General features: G+C 67.5%; 11 protein-coding genes and 1 pseudogene. 1 reads left to right on the top strand and 11 read right to left on the bottom strand.

Going from position 1 to position 15169, the window contains the following annotated elements; all coding sequences use genetic code 11:
- Nucleotides 1–344: 344 nt before the first annotated feature.
- From QZM67_RS14330 to QZM67_RS14280, 11 genes and pseudogenes are all read right to left on the bottom strand, one after another.
- Nucleotides 345–1328, bottom strand: a pseudogene (locus QZM67_RS14330) (glucokinase); the annotation flags it as partial.
- 54 nt (nucleotides 1329–1382) lie between these two features.
- On the bottom strand, nucleotides 1383–2306 hold the full coding sequence (locus QZM67_RS14325) for an aldo/keto reductase family oxidoreductase (protein ID WP_235996269.1): 924 nt from the start codon (nucleotides 2304–2306) through the stop codon (nucleotides 1383–1385).
- A gap of 5 nt (nucleotides 2307–2311) precedes the next feature.
- On the bottom strand, nucleotides 2312–3727 hold the full coding sequence (locus QZM67_RS14320) for a carbohydrate porin (protein WP_301804087.1): 1416 nt from the start codon (nucleotides 3725–3727) through the stop codon (nucleotides 2312–2314).
- A gap of 135 nt (nucleotides 3728–3862) precedes the next feature.
- Nucleotides 3863–5023: a Gfo/Idh/MocA family protein gene (locus QZM67_RS14315; RefSeq protein WP_205822921.1), complete on the bottom strand. Its 1161-nt coding sequence runs from the start codon at nucleotides 5021–5023 to the stop codon at nucleotides 3863–3865.
- Entirely contained in the window at nucleotides 5020–5829 is an 810-nt protein-coding gene (locus tag QZM67_RS14310) for a ThuA domain-containing protein (protein ID WP_301804082.1), read from the bottom strand. The genes QZM67_RS14315 and QZM67_RS14310 overlap by 4 nt, the downstream gene beginning before the upstream one ends.
- Before the next feature lie 91 nt (nucleotides 5830–5920).
- Nucleotides 5921–7057: an ABC transporter ATP-binding protein gene (locus QZM67_RS14305; protein WP_043178386.1), complete on the bottom strand. Its 1137-nt coding sequence runs from the start codon at nucleotides 7055–7057 to the stop codon at nucleotides 5921–5923.
- A gap of 35 nt (nucleotides 7058–7092) precedes the next feature.
- The gene (locus QZM67_RS14300) at nucleotides 7093–7923 is read right to left on the bottom strand and encodes a carbohydrate ABC transporter permease (RefSeq protein ID WP_089453659.1); all 831 of its coding nucleotides are present in this window, start codon (nucleotides 7921–7923) and stop codon (nucleotides 7093–7095) included.
- Between the two features lies 1 nt (nucleotide 7924).
- Complete coding sequence (locus QZM67_RS14295) at nucleotides 7925–8773, bottom strand: carbohydrate ABC transporter permease (RefSeq protein WP_301804074.1); 849 nt, start codon at nucleotides 8771–8773, stop codon at nucleotides 7925–7927.
- 176 nt (nucleotides 8774–8949) lie between these two features.
- Entirely contained in the window at nucleotides 8950–10218 is a 1269-nt protein-coding gene (locus QZM67_RS14290) for an ABC transporter substrate-binding protein (protein ID WP_301804072.1), read from the bottom strand.
- A 157-nt stretch (nucleotides 10219–10375) separates the two neighbouring features.
- Nucleotides 10376–12979 carry a PAS-domain containing protein gene (locus tag QZM67_RS14285; RefSeq protein WP_301804070.1) on the bottom strand — a complete coding sequence of 868 codons (2604 nt, stop codon included), beginning with the start codon at nucleotides 12977–12979 and terminating at the stop codon, nucleotides 10376–10378.
- A 4-nt stretch (nucleotides 12980–12983) separates the two neighbouring features.
- Nucleotides 12984–13706 carry a winged helix-turn-helix domain-containing protein gene (locus tag QZM67_RS14280; RefSeq protein WP_175025678.1) on the bottom strand — a complete coding sequence of 241 codons (723 nt, stop codon included), beginning with the start codon at nucleotides 13704–13706 and terminating at the stop codon, nucleotides 12984–12986.
- Between the two features lie 581 nt (nucleotides 13707–14287).
- Here QZM67_RS14280 and QZM67_RS14275 point away from each other — a divergent pair.
- Complete coding sequence (locus tag QZM67_RS14275; RefSeq protein WP_043178398.1) at nucleotides 14288–15151, top strand: crotonase/enoyl-CoA hydratase family protein; 864 nt, start codon at nucleotides 14288–14290, stop codon at nucleotides 15149–15151.
- The last annotated feature ends 18 nt before the right edge of the window (nucleotides 15152–15169 follow it).

Raw genomic sequence — 15169 nt, 5'->3', positions numbered from 1 at the left:
CTCCGGAACGCCCGACGCATAGGCGACACTGTTCTAAAAGTAAATGAGTTCCGGGACAAGTTCCAGTCGGCGTATTCCATAAGCCGGCGTCGCGCACGGCGGGATTGCTTTCAGCACACCGACACGTTTCAGACAGTCGAGTGACAGCCACACAGGCCGGACATGACGGTGCGGCCACGGCACGCGCGTGTTGCCCGCGGCGGTGGCACGGTCGATCGACGTGCAACAGGACGAGCATGCGTGGCCACGCGAGCGTCCATCCGATCGATGGGCGTCGGGAAGGCAACCTTCGCGCAAAGCTCGGCGGCCCGTGCAACGCGTCAGCCGGCCTCGCCCAACGCGCGGGCGAGCAGGCGCGACACGCCGACGAAGGCCGGATGCGGTGCGGTGATCACGAAGGTCGGAATCTTCGCGAGATAACCGGCAAAGCGCCCCTTCGCCTCGAAGCGGTCACGAAACGGCGACGCATCGAACCATGCACCGAGGCGCGGCACGACGCCTCCACCGATATGAATGCCGCCGGTCGCGCCAAGGGTCAGAGCCAGATTGCCCGCGAACGTACCGAGCATGCCGCAGAAGCACTCGAGCGTCGCCACGCTGCGTGCGTCGCCGTCGAGCGCACGATCGATGATGGCCGCCGTATCGGTCGCGTGGGCCCCGGGCACGTCGTAGCCGTCGCGCGCCGCGAGCGCCGCGTGAATCACCGCAATGCCAGGCCCGGCGACCAGCCGCTCGAACGATACGTGCGGCCAGCGCGCCCGCGCGTAGTGCAGCACGTCGGCCTCGCGTGCGTCGGCAGGCGCAAACGACACATGCCCGCCCTCGCCGGACAACGGCACCCATGCGTCGCCCGCGCGCACGAGTGCCGAGACGCCCAGCCCCGTTCCGGCGCCGAGCACGCCGATCGTACCCGCGGGCGCCGCGTGCCCGCCGCCGACCTGCCGCCGTTGTCCCGCGGACAGATGCGGCACGGCCATCGCCAGCGCCGCGAAGTCGTTGAAGACGCGCAGCGTGTCGAATCCGAGCGCGCGGCGCGTCGCGTCGATCGAGAAACGCCAGTCATGATTGGTCATGCTGACCATGTCGCCGTCCACGGGATTGGCGATCGCGATCGCCGCGTCGCGCACCCGCACGCCACCCGCGTCGCGCAGGAACGCGCGCACCGCGTCGTCCACACCGGCATGGGCGCGGCATCGATAGACGCGCACGTCGCCGATCCCGCCGAGCGCGGTCTCCAGCGCGAAGCGCGCGTGCGTGCCGCCGATGTCCGCCAGCAAGCGGGGTTCGTCGGCGCGCACGCCGCCCGGCGCAACCGGATGGCCATTCATGATCGCTTCGCTCATCGTATCTCCCGAGTTGTCATCGTGTGTCGATCGCAACGGTCATGGCACCTCTACGCCGCGCGCCGCGCTTAGCAGCTCGAACCACTGCTCGCGCCCGAGCGGGATGCGGGTTGCCTCCACCGCTTCGCGCAGCGCCGCGATCCGGCCCGACCCGACGATCGGTAACGGCCGGCATGGCAGCGCGAGCAGCCACGCGAACAGCACCGTCGTCGCGGACACGCCAAGCGCGTCGCCGATCCGCGCCGCGGTCGCGCGCACGCGCGTCGCGACGGGCGATGCATCGGTCAACAGGCGTCCGCCCGCGAGCGGCGACCACAGCATCGGCGGACAGCGCCAGCGCTGCGCCTGATCGAACGTGCCGTCGTCGAGCGGCGCGAGATGCAGCAGCGAACATTCGACCTGGTTCGTCGCGAGCGACATCCCGTGCGCCGCCATCCGGTCCTGCAGCAACGCTGCCTGTGCCGCCGTAAAGTTCGATATCCCGAATTCCCTCACCTTTCCGTCACGCCGGAGCGCGGCAAAGGTCGTCGCGACTTCGTCGGCATCCATCAGCGGATCGGGACGATGCAGCAGCAGCAAGTCGAGCCGGTCGGTGCGCAGCGCGCGCAGCGACTGCTCGACCGACGCGACGACATGCGCGGCCCGCGTGTCGTAGTGCTTGATCCCGTGCGTGGGCCGGCGCGCGGACACGAGCCGGATCCCGCACTTCGTGATGATCCGCATCCGTTCGCGCAGGTGCGGCGCATCGGCCAGCACGTCGCCGAACAGGCCCTCGGCCGTATAGTCGCCATAGATGTCCGCATGGTCGAAACTCGTCACGCCGAGTTCCAGCGCTGCCTCGATCAGCGCGCGACGCTCGCAGACCGACAACGCCCAGTCGCCGATCCGCCACATCCCGAACACGATGCGCGAGAACGGCGCGGCATCGGCACCCATCGATATCGTCGTACAACGTTCCGTCATCGCGCTCACCACCACCATTCGACCTGCGCACCGACCGTCGAACCCGTACGCGACGTGCCGAAGATACCCGTCGTCGACAGTGGATCCCCGGGCGCCGCCGCATCCTGCGCGGCCTGGTTCCAGCGCGCATACGTGTAGAACACGCGGAATTCGGGCCGCGACCAGAACGAGCGGTCCATCGCGAGCGTCAGCGCGACGCTCGCCTTCAGCAGCGTGCGCGTCGGGCCGCCGGACGGCGTCACGCGATCGTGCCCGAGGTCGCCCTGCAGCTTGATGTGCTGCGTGAACGCATACACCGGCCGCACGCCCACCGAAACCCAGGTCTGCGACCCGCCCGACGGCGCGATGTCGCGCTGGTAGATGCCGACCACCTGTCCGCCGAAGTCTCGCGTCGCCTGCCAGTCGAACGCGTCGAGGACGCGCAGGCTCTTGTAGCGGTTGTCGTTGGTCAGCGTTCCCGTGTAGCCGAGGCCCGTGCCCGGACCGACGCCGTACTGGAACGCGAGCTTGTTCTTGCCGCCGAGCAGGTTGGTCTGCACGTGCTGGACCGTGAACGACCAGCCGCTGTGCGCGTCCTGCAGCATGCCGCCCGCATTCAGCACCGGCGCGCGGGCCGGGATGTAGGACAGCCCGAACTGCAGTTCGCCGCCGGGGTTCGGGTGCACGCCCGACAGTTGCAGGTCGTGGCGTGTCGCGTAGTTGGGCTGATCGATGTAGTCCTCGCGGAACAGCGCGTAGCTGAGCTTCAGGCCGCCGCCGATCGGCACGTTCTCGACGCCCGCGCCGAGGCCGCTCGGGTTCCAGTAGTAGAAGTCGTTCACGTGAACGTCGTTGCGCCGGTAATAGATGCGCCCGAACCAGATGCGCATGTCGTCGAGCCCCGGAAAGTTCGTGAGCTGCACGTACGACTGCGGCAGGCGAATCCTTCCGTGATTGCCGTCGAAGGTCGGCGTGCGGTCGAGATCGTTGACGAGGCTCGCCATGCCGACTGCCGACAGCTGCATGCCGTTCGAAAACTTGTACAGCGTCTGGTCGATCTCCAGTTCGCTGTATATCTGGCATTCGTTGCCGAGCCGGTATTTGCTCGGTGCGCCCGGCAACTGGAAGCAGGCCTGCGAATGGCCGTCGCTCGCGCCGACGCCGGCCCGCAGATAGCCATGGAACTGCGTCCACGGCGTCAGCTGGTTCCAGGCCGACGACGGCGTCGGCGTCGCCACGTTGACGGCACTCGTGTCGGCCGGCACGACGCCGGTGGCCTGCGAGAGGCCGCCCGGCGCGCTCTCCGCAGCGACCGTCGTCTGGTCCGGCGCCGCATGCAGCGCGGCCGACGCAACGGCCAGCGAGAACGCGGCAGCAAGCCGCGTGAGCCTGAACGGGGTGCGTGCGGGGCCGCGCACGGCGCAGCCTGCTTCGTCGATCATGAACGTGTCTCCAAACGTTGTCAGTGCGCCGCGTGCGATGCGCGGCGTCATCGAATAGGTGTGTGTGCTGCGTCGTCCGCGATGCTGCCGGCCAGCCGGCGCGCTGGACGATCCGCGCGCCGGCCCCGCACGAACTCAGCCCGCGACTTCAGCCGGCGAGTCGAGATCGAGCACCGGCGGCACGTCGGCGGCCGCCGGTCCCGGTGCGTGAATGCGGATCGGCTCGCCCGCGGCTGCGCTCGCATAGATCGCGTCGAGAATTTCCATCACGATCAGCCCTTCCTCGCCGGGTGCGGGATGCGGAACGTCGCACAGAATCGCTTCCGCGTAGTCGTACATCGCCGAATGCGCGCCTTCCGCGGGCGGATTCAGGCGCATGTCGAATTGCGCGCCGTTCTGCTCGATGAACACGTGCGCATCGAACGTGTAGCCCTCATTCAGGTTCTTCTGCAGCAACCCGGCACGCGTGCCGAGGAGGCGGGTTTCCATCAGCTCCGCTTCCTGGATGTTGGTTGCCCATGACGCCTCGAGCGCGAGCGTCGCGCCGTTGTCGAAACGGATCAGCGCGGCCGCGAGATCCTCGACGTCGAACGTCTTGCCCGCGCGTGCGGCCAGTTCGCGTGCGATCGGATCGTAGGTGCTGCCCATCACCCACACGGGCTTCGGATAGCCCATCAGCCACAGCGCGAGATCGAGGCGATGCACGCCGAGATCGATCAGCGGCCCGCCGCCCGCCAGCGCCTTCGTGCCGAACCAGCCACCGAAGCCGGGCATCCCGCGCCGGCGATGCCAGACCGTGCGCCCGAAATAGAAATCGCCGAACAGGCCGCTTTCGACCTGCGCCTTCAGCGCGCGCGACTGCGCGCTGAAGCGGTACGAGAAATTGATCATCAGCCGCTTGCCGGCACGCTGCGCGGCGATCAGCATCTCGCGCCCCTCGTCCGCGTTCAGCGCCATCGGCTTCTCGCACAGCACGTGGCAGCCGGCGTCGAACGCGGCGAGCGTCAGCTCGCGATGGAATTTGTTCGGCGTGCACACGCTGACGATGTCGAGCTTCTCTGCTGCAAGCATCGCGTCGGCCGACGCGTAGCGTGCGTCGATGCCGAACGTGTCGCCGACCTTTGCGAGCCGCTTCTCGTCGGGATCGGCAATCGCGACCACGTCGACGTCGGGATGCTCGCGCCAGCCTTCGATATGCTTGCGGCCGATCCCGAGCCCGATCACGCCGACGCGCAGGCGACGGCCGCGTGCGATCGCCGCCGCTTCCGGCAGCTCAACCTTGTAATCGTCGTTCATGCGAGGTCTCCTGCGCTTTGCTGGATGCCGACGTGCGCAAACTGCTTGCTCTTCTCGCTGAGCGTTTCGAGCGGCGGCGAGTTCGGGCAGCGGTCGGTGAGGTTCACGCGCGGCGCGGCCCACTGCACCGCGTTCGCGATCACGCGCTGCACGTTGCGGTCGTGATAGGTCGGATACGCTTCATGCCCGGGGCGGAAATAGAAGATCCGGCCGTGGCCGCGCTCCCAGCAGCAACCCGAACGGAACACCTCGCCGCCCTCGAACCACGAGATGAACACGGTGCTGTCCGGTTGCGGGATGTCAAAGCGCTCGCCGTACATCTCTTCGTGCTGCAGTTCGAAATACTCGCCGAGGCCGGCCGCGATCGGATGCGATGGTTCGACGACCCACAGCCGCTCCTTCTCGGCCGCTTCGCGCCACTTCAGCGAACAGTTCGTGCCGAGCAGGCGGCGGAAGATCTTCGAGAAGTGCCCTGAATGCAGCACGATCAGGCCCATCCCTTCGAGCACGCGTCGCTGCACGCGTTCGACGATCTCGTCGGAGACCTTCGCGTGCGCCTTGTGCCCCCACCAGATCAACACATCGCACGCGGCGAGACGCGCTTCGCTGAGTCCGTGCTCGGGCTGGTCAAGCGTCGCGGTGCCGATCTCGAGCGGCAACGCGCCGTGTCCGAGCGCCGGCGTCTCGGCGAGGGCCATGGCGATCACCTGGTGCAGGCCATCGGGGTAGATCGCGCGGACGCCCGCGTTTTCCCGTTCGTGCTCGAACTCGTTCCACACGATCACTGAAAGCTTATTGTTTAGCATGACTATCCTTTATCGATGAGTTGGCGCCAATTCGACAGCGGCCATGCGCCGTGGCCGCCTGAAACCTGTGGCTGGATTCGCCGCGTGCCGCTCAGGCGATCGCGAGCGCCGGCGCGGCAGGCTCGCGCGGCGTCCGTGCCGCCGCGCGTCCGTCCGGATGAAACAGATGCAACGCGCCGGCCGGCAGGTCGACGCGCAGGCGGTCACCTATCCGCGCGCCGCCGGCATCGGTCTTCGCCACGATCGGCTGGCCGCACAGCGGTGTGTCGAGATACAAGTAGGTGTGTTCGCCCATCTGCTCGACGTGCGCGACCTGCCCCGTCACCGCACCGGTGCCAACCCGTACGTGCTCGGGGCGGATGCCGAGCGTCACGCCGGTGCCCGCCTCGAGGCTGTCGCCGGACACGCTGGCGTCGAGCGGGTAGTTGCGTGCCAGCGCGCGAACCTCGGTACGGCTTGCCGCCGCAACGCTTGCCGGCAGGAAGTTCATCGCGGGCGAGCCGATGAAGCCGGCGACGAACTGGCTCGCCGGACGGTGATACAGATCGAGCGGCGTGCCGATCTGGGCGATGCTCGGGATCCCGCTGCGTCCTTCGAGCGGCCGCAGCAGCACGATCTTGTCGGCGAGCGTCATCGCCTCGACCTGGTCGTGTGTCACGTAGATCATGCTGGTGCTGTCAAGGCTGCGGTGCAGCTTCGCAATCTCGACGCGCGTCTTCACGCGCAGCGCCGCATCGAGGTTCGACAGCGGTTCGTCGAACAGGAACACTTTCGGCTTTCGGACGATCGCGCGACCGATCGCGACGCGCTGCCGCTGGCCGCCGGACAGTGCGCCGGGTTTGCGTTCGAGCAGCTCGCCGAGGCGCAGCGACTCGGACGCGAGCCGCACCCTCCGGTCAATCTCGTCCTTCGGCAAGCGGAGATGACGTAGGCCGAACGCCATGTTTTCGTAGACGGACATGTGCGGATAGAGCGCATAGCTCTGGAACACCATCGCGATGTCGCGCTGCGCAGGCGCAAACGTGTTGACACATCGGCCGTCGATCCACACGTCGCCCGCGCTTTGCTCCTCGAGGCCGGCGACGATCCGCAGCAGTGTCGACTTGCCGCAGCCCGACGGGCCGATGAATACGCAGAACTCGCCCGGCTCGACCGTGAGATTCACGTCGCTGAGAATGGGGGCCGTGCCGAACTGCTTGTGGAGGCCGTTCAACTTGATCTGACTCATGTTTTCCCTCTTGATCCTGATCGGGTCGAGACGCGTCAACCCTTGACCGCGCCGGCGGTCAGGCCGGAGACGATGTGTCGCTGAAACACCAGCACCAGCAGCACGAGCGGCACCGTGACGATGACCGACGCCGCCATGATGGTTCCCCATGGCAATTCATAGCTGCTCGCGCCCGAGATCATCGTGATCGCGACGGGTACCGTGCGCTGCTCCGACGAGATCGTGAAAGTCAGCGCGAACAGGAACTCGTTCCATGCCGACACGAACGCGAGCAGCGACGTCGCGGCCAGCGCCGGCCGCAGCAGCGGCAGGAAGATCCGGAAGATCAGCGTGAACACGCCAACGCCGTCGACGAGTGCCGCTTCCTCCAGCTCGCGCGGCAACTCGCGCATGAACGTGACGAGAATCCAGATCGTGAACGGCAGCGTGAAGATCAGATCGGACAGCACCAGTGCGCCGAGGTGGTCGTACAGGCCGAGCGCGCGGACCAGCTCGAACAGGCCCGACAGGATCGCGACCTGCGGAAACATCGACACGCCGAGAATGCACATCATCAGCACCCCGCGCCCGCGGAACGACACGCGGCCGAGCGCATACGCGGCGAGCACCGACACCGCGAGCGACAGCGCGACAGCGCCGCCCGCGACGAGCGCCGAGTTCAGCAGGTACGCGCCGAACGGCTGGTCGCGAAACAGCTGGCGATAGTTGTCGAGCGACGGGCTCGCGGGGAAGAGGGAGGTATCGAACAACGCGTCACCATGCTTGATCGACGTGCCGATCATGTAGATGAACGGGAACAGCGCGATCACCAGCACGAGTGCCGACAGCAGCCCGTGAATCGCCATGTCGAGCGGATGCTTCTTCATGTCACGCCTCCTGCATCCGGCGGCGGCTGAGCGCCATGTAGCCGATGGTGAACAGCACGATCGTGGCGAACAACAGCATCGCCGACGCCGACCCGAACCCGACCTGCTGGAAATCGATCAACTGCTCGCGCACATAGACCGACATGCTTTTGGTGACCCGGCTGTTCGACGTCATCACATAGATCAGGTCGAACACGCGCAGCGCGTCGAGCGAGCGGAAGATCATCGCGACCAGCACGCCGGGCAGGATGAGCGGCAGCGTCACCGACCGAAACACGCGCCAGCGCGGCACGCCGTCGACACGCGCGGCCTCGTAGCAATCGCGCGGCACGGTCTGCAGCGCGGCGAGCATCAGCAACGCCATGAACGGCGTGGTCTTCCACACGTCGACGAGCACGATGGTCGGGAATACGAGCTGCGCATCGGCGGTGAACGCGAGCGGCTCATGGATAGCGCCGATCGACATCAGCATCGCGTTGACGATCCCGAACTGGTCGTTGAGCATCCAGCTCCAGATCTTCGCCGATACGACGGTCGGGATCGCCCACGGCACGAGCACTGCCGCACGCAGCAGCGTACGCAGCCGCGACGGCACGTCGAGCAGCAGCGCGACGCCGAGCCCGGTGCTCGTCTCGAGCACCACCGACACGACGGCGAACAGAACGGTATTGCCGACGGCCTGCCACCAGGCCGGATCGCGCAGCACGCCCGCTGCGCCGAGATAGTTGTCGAGGCCGACGAAATGACGCTGCGACAAGTCGGATAGCTGCGCGTCGGTCAGGCTGAACCACGCGGTGCGCAGCAGCGGCCAGCCGGCGATGGCCGCCAGCGCGAGCAGCGCAGGCGTCACCAGCAGCCACGCCTGGCGTCGACGCGCGTGAGCAAGCCCGGTCCGCACCCGGGCGGGCACACCAGCAAATGAAGGACTACTATTAATTTCGATGCTTCCGGTTCTCATTCGATGTCTCCTTTCAGGCCGGCACCCTACAAAGGCCGGCCCGATCGATCAAGCGCGCGCCGCGGCGCTCAGTGCCAGTTTCCGCCCGGCGCGAGCCGTTTAAGAGCGACCGCGAGCCGCGTGAGCGCGCCCGATGCGGTGTCGCTGCCGGCGAGCACGTCGTGCGCGGCGTTCCAGAACTGGTTGCTGACCTGGTTGTACTTCGCGCCCGTCACGGTCGACGGCCGCGCGACCGCCGTGCTGAAGGTCGGCAGCAGGTCGGCCATGAACGGGTTGGCCTGCAGGATGTCCTTGTCGCGATAGAGCGCCGGAAGCGTCGGGTTGTACGACCCCTGGATCGCACGCATCTTCTGCACTTCCGCGCTCGACAGGTACATCACGAGATCGGCGGCCAGTTTCGGGTTCGGCGAGTAACACGACACGGCGAGCTGCCATCCGCCCAGCGCGGCGGCCGGGCGGCCGTCGGCGCCGCCCTTCGGCAGCGGCGCAATGCCGACCTTGCCCTTGATCGGGCTGCCCGTGCGATTCGCGATCGCCCACGCGTAGGGCCAATTGCGCATGAACACGGCATTGCCGGCCTGGAACACGCCGCGGGCCTCCTCTTCGCCGTAGTTCAGCACGGCCTTCGGGCTGATCGTGCCGACCCATTTCGCCGACTGCTCGAGCGCCTTGACCGCGCCAGGGTTGTCGATCGTCACGCGCCCCTTGTCGTCGACCACCGTGCCGCCGTTGTAGCTGCTGATCCATTCGAGCGCATCGCAGGTCAGCCCTTCGTACGCGCGCCCCTGCCACACGTAGCCCCAGACCTTTTCGTTGCCTGCGCTGCGCTCGCCCGACTGGATCCTGCGCGCGGTGGCGTCGAGCTCATCCCACGTTGCGGGTACTTTCACGCGATACTTGTCGAGCAGGTCCTTGCGGTAGTAAAGCAACCCCGTATCGATGAACCACGGCATCGCGACCAGCTTGCCGTTCACCGTATCGTTCGCGACGATGCTCGGGAACGACTGGCTTTCGAACCCTTTGCTGTACGGCTTCAGGTCGATCAGGTGGTTCGCGAGGATGCCCGGCCAGACCGTATCGATCTGCATCACGTCGATCTTGTCCGAACCGCTACCGAGCAGTTGCTGATAGAGCGCCAGCGTCTCGCTCGAGTTGTTTGGCATGCTGATGAATTCGACCTCGTTTCCGGTCTTCTCGGCCCAGCGCTTCGCCGAGACCTGGCAAATGTCCTGGTCGACGCCGGCTGCGCCACATGCGATCCGCAGCGTCGTCGCGCCGGCCGTGGCAGCCGTCATCGCGAGCGCCATCGTCAGCAAACCTGCCTTGAGCTTCGTCATTCGGTGTCTCCAGTTTTTTTCGAATCGTTCGAATCGCGCGCCGCGGTGTCGCGAGCGCGTCGCCGGGTGCCGTGGGTCTATGAGACTCCAGTCCGGTTAATCGAAAATTTCGGAAACGCGGCGCGCCATTAACAATCGAAACAATCGCCGTCGCGCGTCAGGCCAGCAGCGCGGCGAGTGCCGCGAGATCGAACGGCTTCGGCACGAACGGCAGGTCTGCGCGCCAGTCGGGATGGGTCTGATGAATCTCGGGCGGCAAGCCCGAGGTAAGCACGACACGCTGTGCCGGCCAGCGCTCGGCGAGCCGCGCCGCGAACGCGATACCGCTGCCGCCCGCGCCGAGCGAGATGTCCGACAGCACGAGCGTGACGGGGCCGTGCTCGGCCAGCCAGCGGAATGCCGCGTCGCCGGTCGCCACCGCGTCGGCCCGCGCGCCGAGCGCCGCGAACTGGCTGAGCGCCGTGTCGCGCACCTCGGGATCGTCGTCCACCACGAGCACGCGAGCACCGGCTTGTCCGGCAACGGGCGCGGCCGCAACGACGGCCGGTGCGCCGCGCCGTTCGGGTGCGGCGCACTCGGGCAGCCACAGGTCGACGCGCGTTCCATGGCCGACCTCGCTGTGAATGCGCAGATCGCCGCCGCTCTGGCGCACGAAGCCGTAGACGCTGCTGAGCCCGAGCCCGCTCCCCTCGCCAGCCGCCTTGGTCGTGAAGAACGGCTCGATCACCTTGTCGAGCAGCACCGGCGCGATTCCGCAGCCCGTGTCGGTGACACTCAGCACGATCGCCGGCGGCGCCGCGGCACCGTCCGCGGCCGGTTCGCGGCGCGCGGCCAGCGCCAGCGTCCCGCCGTCCGGCATCGCGGCTGCGCTGTTGAGCGTCAGGTTGAGGACCGCGTTCTCGAGCTGGCCGCGGTCGACGTTCACCCACATCGCGTCGGCGGCCGGCTCCAGCACGACGGTCACGCGCTGGCCCGCCGAGTATTCGACGAGATCGAGCATCTCCGCGAGCATCGCCCTGACCGACACGCGTTCGGCCTGCAGCGGCTGGCGCCGCGCGAACGCGAGTAACCGCCGCGTGAGCCGCGACGCGCGTTCGGCCGCGCGGCGCGCCCGCTCGGCCATCGTCTGCGCGTCCTGCTGCCCGTCGAGCCGCGGCAGCAGCAGCTCCAGGTTGCCGAGTATCGCGACGAGGAAGTTGTTGAAATCGTGCGCGACGCCGCCCGTCAACTGGCCGAGCACGTCCATCTTCTGTGCCTGGCGCAACGCTGCCTCGACCGCGCGCCGGCTCGTCAGGTCGCGGCAGACCGCCACCCATCCGCCGTCCGGAAGCGGCTGGCAGTGGAATTCGAGGGTCCGATGGTCGCGCAGGTGCAGTTCGGCCGATGCGGCAATGCGCGCGCCGTCCGACGTGCGGGTCGCGGTCTCGCGCGACACCTGGCGCCAGCGCGCGGGCTGATGCATGGCCTGCCGCAGCGTCGCGAGCGACAGACCCGCATGCAGCGCTCCCGGGTCGATCCCGAGCAGCGTCGCGAAGGTCGGATTCCACGCGATCAAGCTGCCGTGCGTGTCGTGGACGGACACCCCGTCGTTCATCGAGTTGAGCACCGACTCCTGCAGGCGGCGCTGCGACTCGAGCCCCTGGGTCAGTTGCTCTTTCTCGATCAGGTTGGTGCGGAACACCTCGAACGCGCGCGCCAGCTCGCCGATTTCGTCCGGCCGATGCGTCGACGGCATCTGGTCGGACGTGATCCCTTTCGCGAGTCGCGCCATCACGCGCGTCATCGCCTGCAACTTGTGCAGGATGCGGCTCGCATACGCGACGCCGAGCAGCGCCACGGCGACGCCCGCGACGGCCAGCAGCAACAGGCCCGACTGGCTGGACACCGCGACCTTGCGCACCTTGTCGCTGCGTTCGCTGGCGATCTGCCGCAACCGCTCGACGTAGCGCGCCGACTTGCCGCTCAGGTGGTCCGCGTGGCCGCGCAGGAGCGTGACGAGATAGCCCGTCTGCGCTTCGCTCGACAAGAACTCGCGGCGCACCGCGAACGCGTTGCGCGTGCCGCCATCGAGGCGCTGCAGCGCGTCGGCAAGCGCCGGCTGGCGACGGTCTTCGCCGCGTTCACGCACGCGCAGCCACAGCGCCTCGTTATCGCTTTCCGCGCTGCCGAGCTCCGCCGCGTTCGCCGCCTGCAGCGCACCGGCCGTGCGTGCCCAGATCTCGAGCAGCGTCGGCGCGCGCTGCGCGATCACACTCTTGTCGCGCGCGATGCTGTCGCCGATGCGGTCGTTCGCGAGGCGCAGGTCGCTCAACTCCTCCTTGAGCTGCCGCTGCCGGCCTGACACGATCAGCAGCCGGGCGAGATCCTGGTCGATCGCGTCGAGATCGTCGATCACGGCAAGTTGTTCGCCCGCCTTCGCGGCGGGGCCGGGCTGTTTGCCGAAGCCGGGCGACAGCCGCCGGATGTCGCCGAGCAGGCCGCGCAGCAGCTCGGTGTCGTTGTGAAGCAGGTCTGGCGAATCGGTCAGCATCATGCTCGGCGCGACCGCAGCGAGCTGCGCGACCTTGTCCGACAACTCGAGCGCGCGGGCAATCTCCGGCACGACGTTCGCTTCGTATTCGTCGAGCGCGTTCTGGTTCGCGCGCATGCCGAGCACGCCGACCACCACGACCGCGAGCGTGATGCCGAACAGCAGCAGAAACGTCGCGATCAGCTTGGCCCGGACACTCCAGGGCGGCACCAGCCTGAACGTCGTGCGCATCGCGTCACACACGCACGACGGGTACCGCGAACACATAGCCGATACCACGCTGCGTGCGGATATAGGTCGGCTGCTCGGGATTCGGCTCGATCTTGCGGCGCAGGCGCAGGATCAGCACGTCGATCGTCCGGTCGTACACGTCGATGCCGAAGCCGCGCGTATGTTCGAGCAACTGGTCGCGGGACCAGACGCGCGACGGCTGCTGCACCATCGCGGCGAGCAGTTCGAATTCGCCCTGCGTCAGCGCGCACGGATTGCCGCCGTGCGTAAGCGTCCGCGCGGCGAAATCGAGCGTCCAGCCGTCGAAGCAGAAGCGCGGGCCGCCGCCGTTCGGTGCGGGACGCGGCATCGACAGCTCGGTCGTGCGGCGCAGCTGCGCGCGCACGCGCGCGATCAGCTCGCGCCCGGACACCGGCTTCGTGATGAAATCGTCCGCTGCGGTTTCGAGGCCGAGCACGCGGTCCGTCTCGTCGCCCAGCCCGCTGATCATGATGATCGAGACGTCGGACCGGCGTCGCAGCTCGCGCGCCACAGTCAGGCCATCCTCGCCGCGCAGCTTCAGGTCGAGGATGACGAGCGCGTGCGGCGCGGCGGCCAGTTGCTGCTGCATCATCGCCGCGCTGTCGGCCGTCGATACGTCGAACCCTGCCTCTTCCAGCACGCCCCTCAACCAGGCGCGCACCTCCGGATCGTCGTCCAGTACCAGGACCCGATGTTTCTCTGACATACGTGTTCTCCTCCATGCCGGCCGCGCTCGGAACGCGCGGCCGTGCCGGATGCGAATGTTGGCTGAAGCCGACCGACTCTGGCAAGTTCCGTCGGATGCCGGCCGCGGAGGAGATCTGCGTCCCTGCGTGCGGAACGGGGCACGCAGATATGAACGGGCGCGCGATTCTAACGCCGCAAAAAATTTGCCGGATCCCCGTCGGCACCCGTGAATACCCTGCACGGCGAGCGGTCGCGACACGCTCCCCGCATTGCCAATGTGCGGTTACGACTGCCTGCGTCGCACGCGGCATTGCCGCGCCGTTCTCAAGTTTGCCGTCATGCGGCCTGCCCGCATTCCGTCGTCACGTCCGGAACGCCGCGATACCGGCCCGGCCGGACGCTCCCCGCTCCTCGACCGTTTGTCCTCGACCGCCGTCCAGCATGGGCCCGCGCGCCTTTCCGGTGACCCATTCCACAGATACGCCGAATGTGCGCGCGCAACAATGGCGATGCCTCGCGCCCGGCGCCCGGCGGGAACTCGCCTCCCGCTCGGCACCGGGCGCGATGGTCTTCAAAAACCACATCTCACGAGGACATACCATGCAACTCCAATCCCATCCCGCGTGCCGCCCGTTTTATGAAGCCGGCGAACTCACGCAACTGACTGCCTTTTATGAAGAGGGACGTAATGTCATGTGGATGATGCTGCGATCGGAGCCGCGGCCGTGCTTCAACCAACAACTCGTTACCGACATCATCCATCTCGCACGCGTCGCGCGCGACTCGGGCCTGCCGTTCGACTTCTGGGTGACGGGCTCGCTCGTCCCCGAGCTGTTCAACGTCGGCGGCGACCTGAGCTTCTTCGTCGACGCGATCCGCAGCGGCAAGCGTGACCTGCTGATGGCCTATGCGCGCTCGTGCATCGACGGCGTGTACGAGATCTACACGGGCTTCGGTACCGGCGCGATCTCGATCGCGATGGTCGAGGGCAGCGCGCTCGGCGGCGGCTTCGAGGCCGCGCTCGCGCATCACTACATGCTCGCGCAGAAGGGCGTGAAACTCGGGTTCCCCGAGATCGCGTTCAACCTGTTCCCGGGCATGGGCGGCTATTCGCTCGTCGCGCGCAAGGCCGATCGGGGTCTCGCGGAGCAGTTGATCGCGACCGGTGAAGCGCACGCGGCCGAGTGGTACGAGGATCGCGGCCTGATCGACCAGACGTTCGACGCGGGCGACGCGTATCTCGCGACGCGCACCTTCATCGACGTGACGAAGCCGAAGCTGAACGGCGTGCGCGCGATGCTGCGCGCCCGCGAGCGGGTGTTCCAGCTGACGCGCTCCGAGCTGATGGACATCACGGAAGCGTGGGTGCATGCGGCGTTCACGATCGAGCCGAAGGATCTCGCGTACATGGAACGCCTCGTGATGCTGCAGAACCGGCGCGTGTCGAAGCTGCGCACCGTGTAATGCGACGGGCGCCGCCGC

The sequence above is a fragment of the Burkholderia sp. AU45251 genome, from assembly GCF_030482905.1.
Classification (GTDB): Bacteria; Pseudomonadota; Gammaproteobacteria; order Burkholderiales; family Burkholderiaceae; genus Burkholderia; species Burkholderia aenigmatica.
Note: the sequence above shows the minus strand (reverse complement) of the source record. Positions and strands in the feature narration are given on the sequence as shown.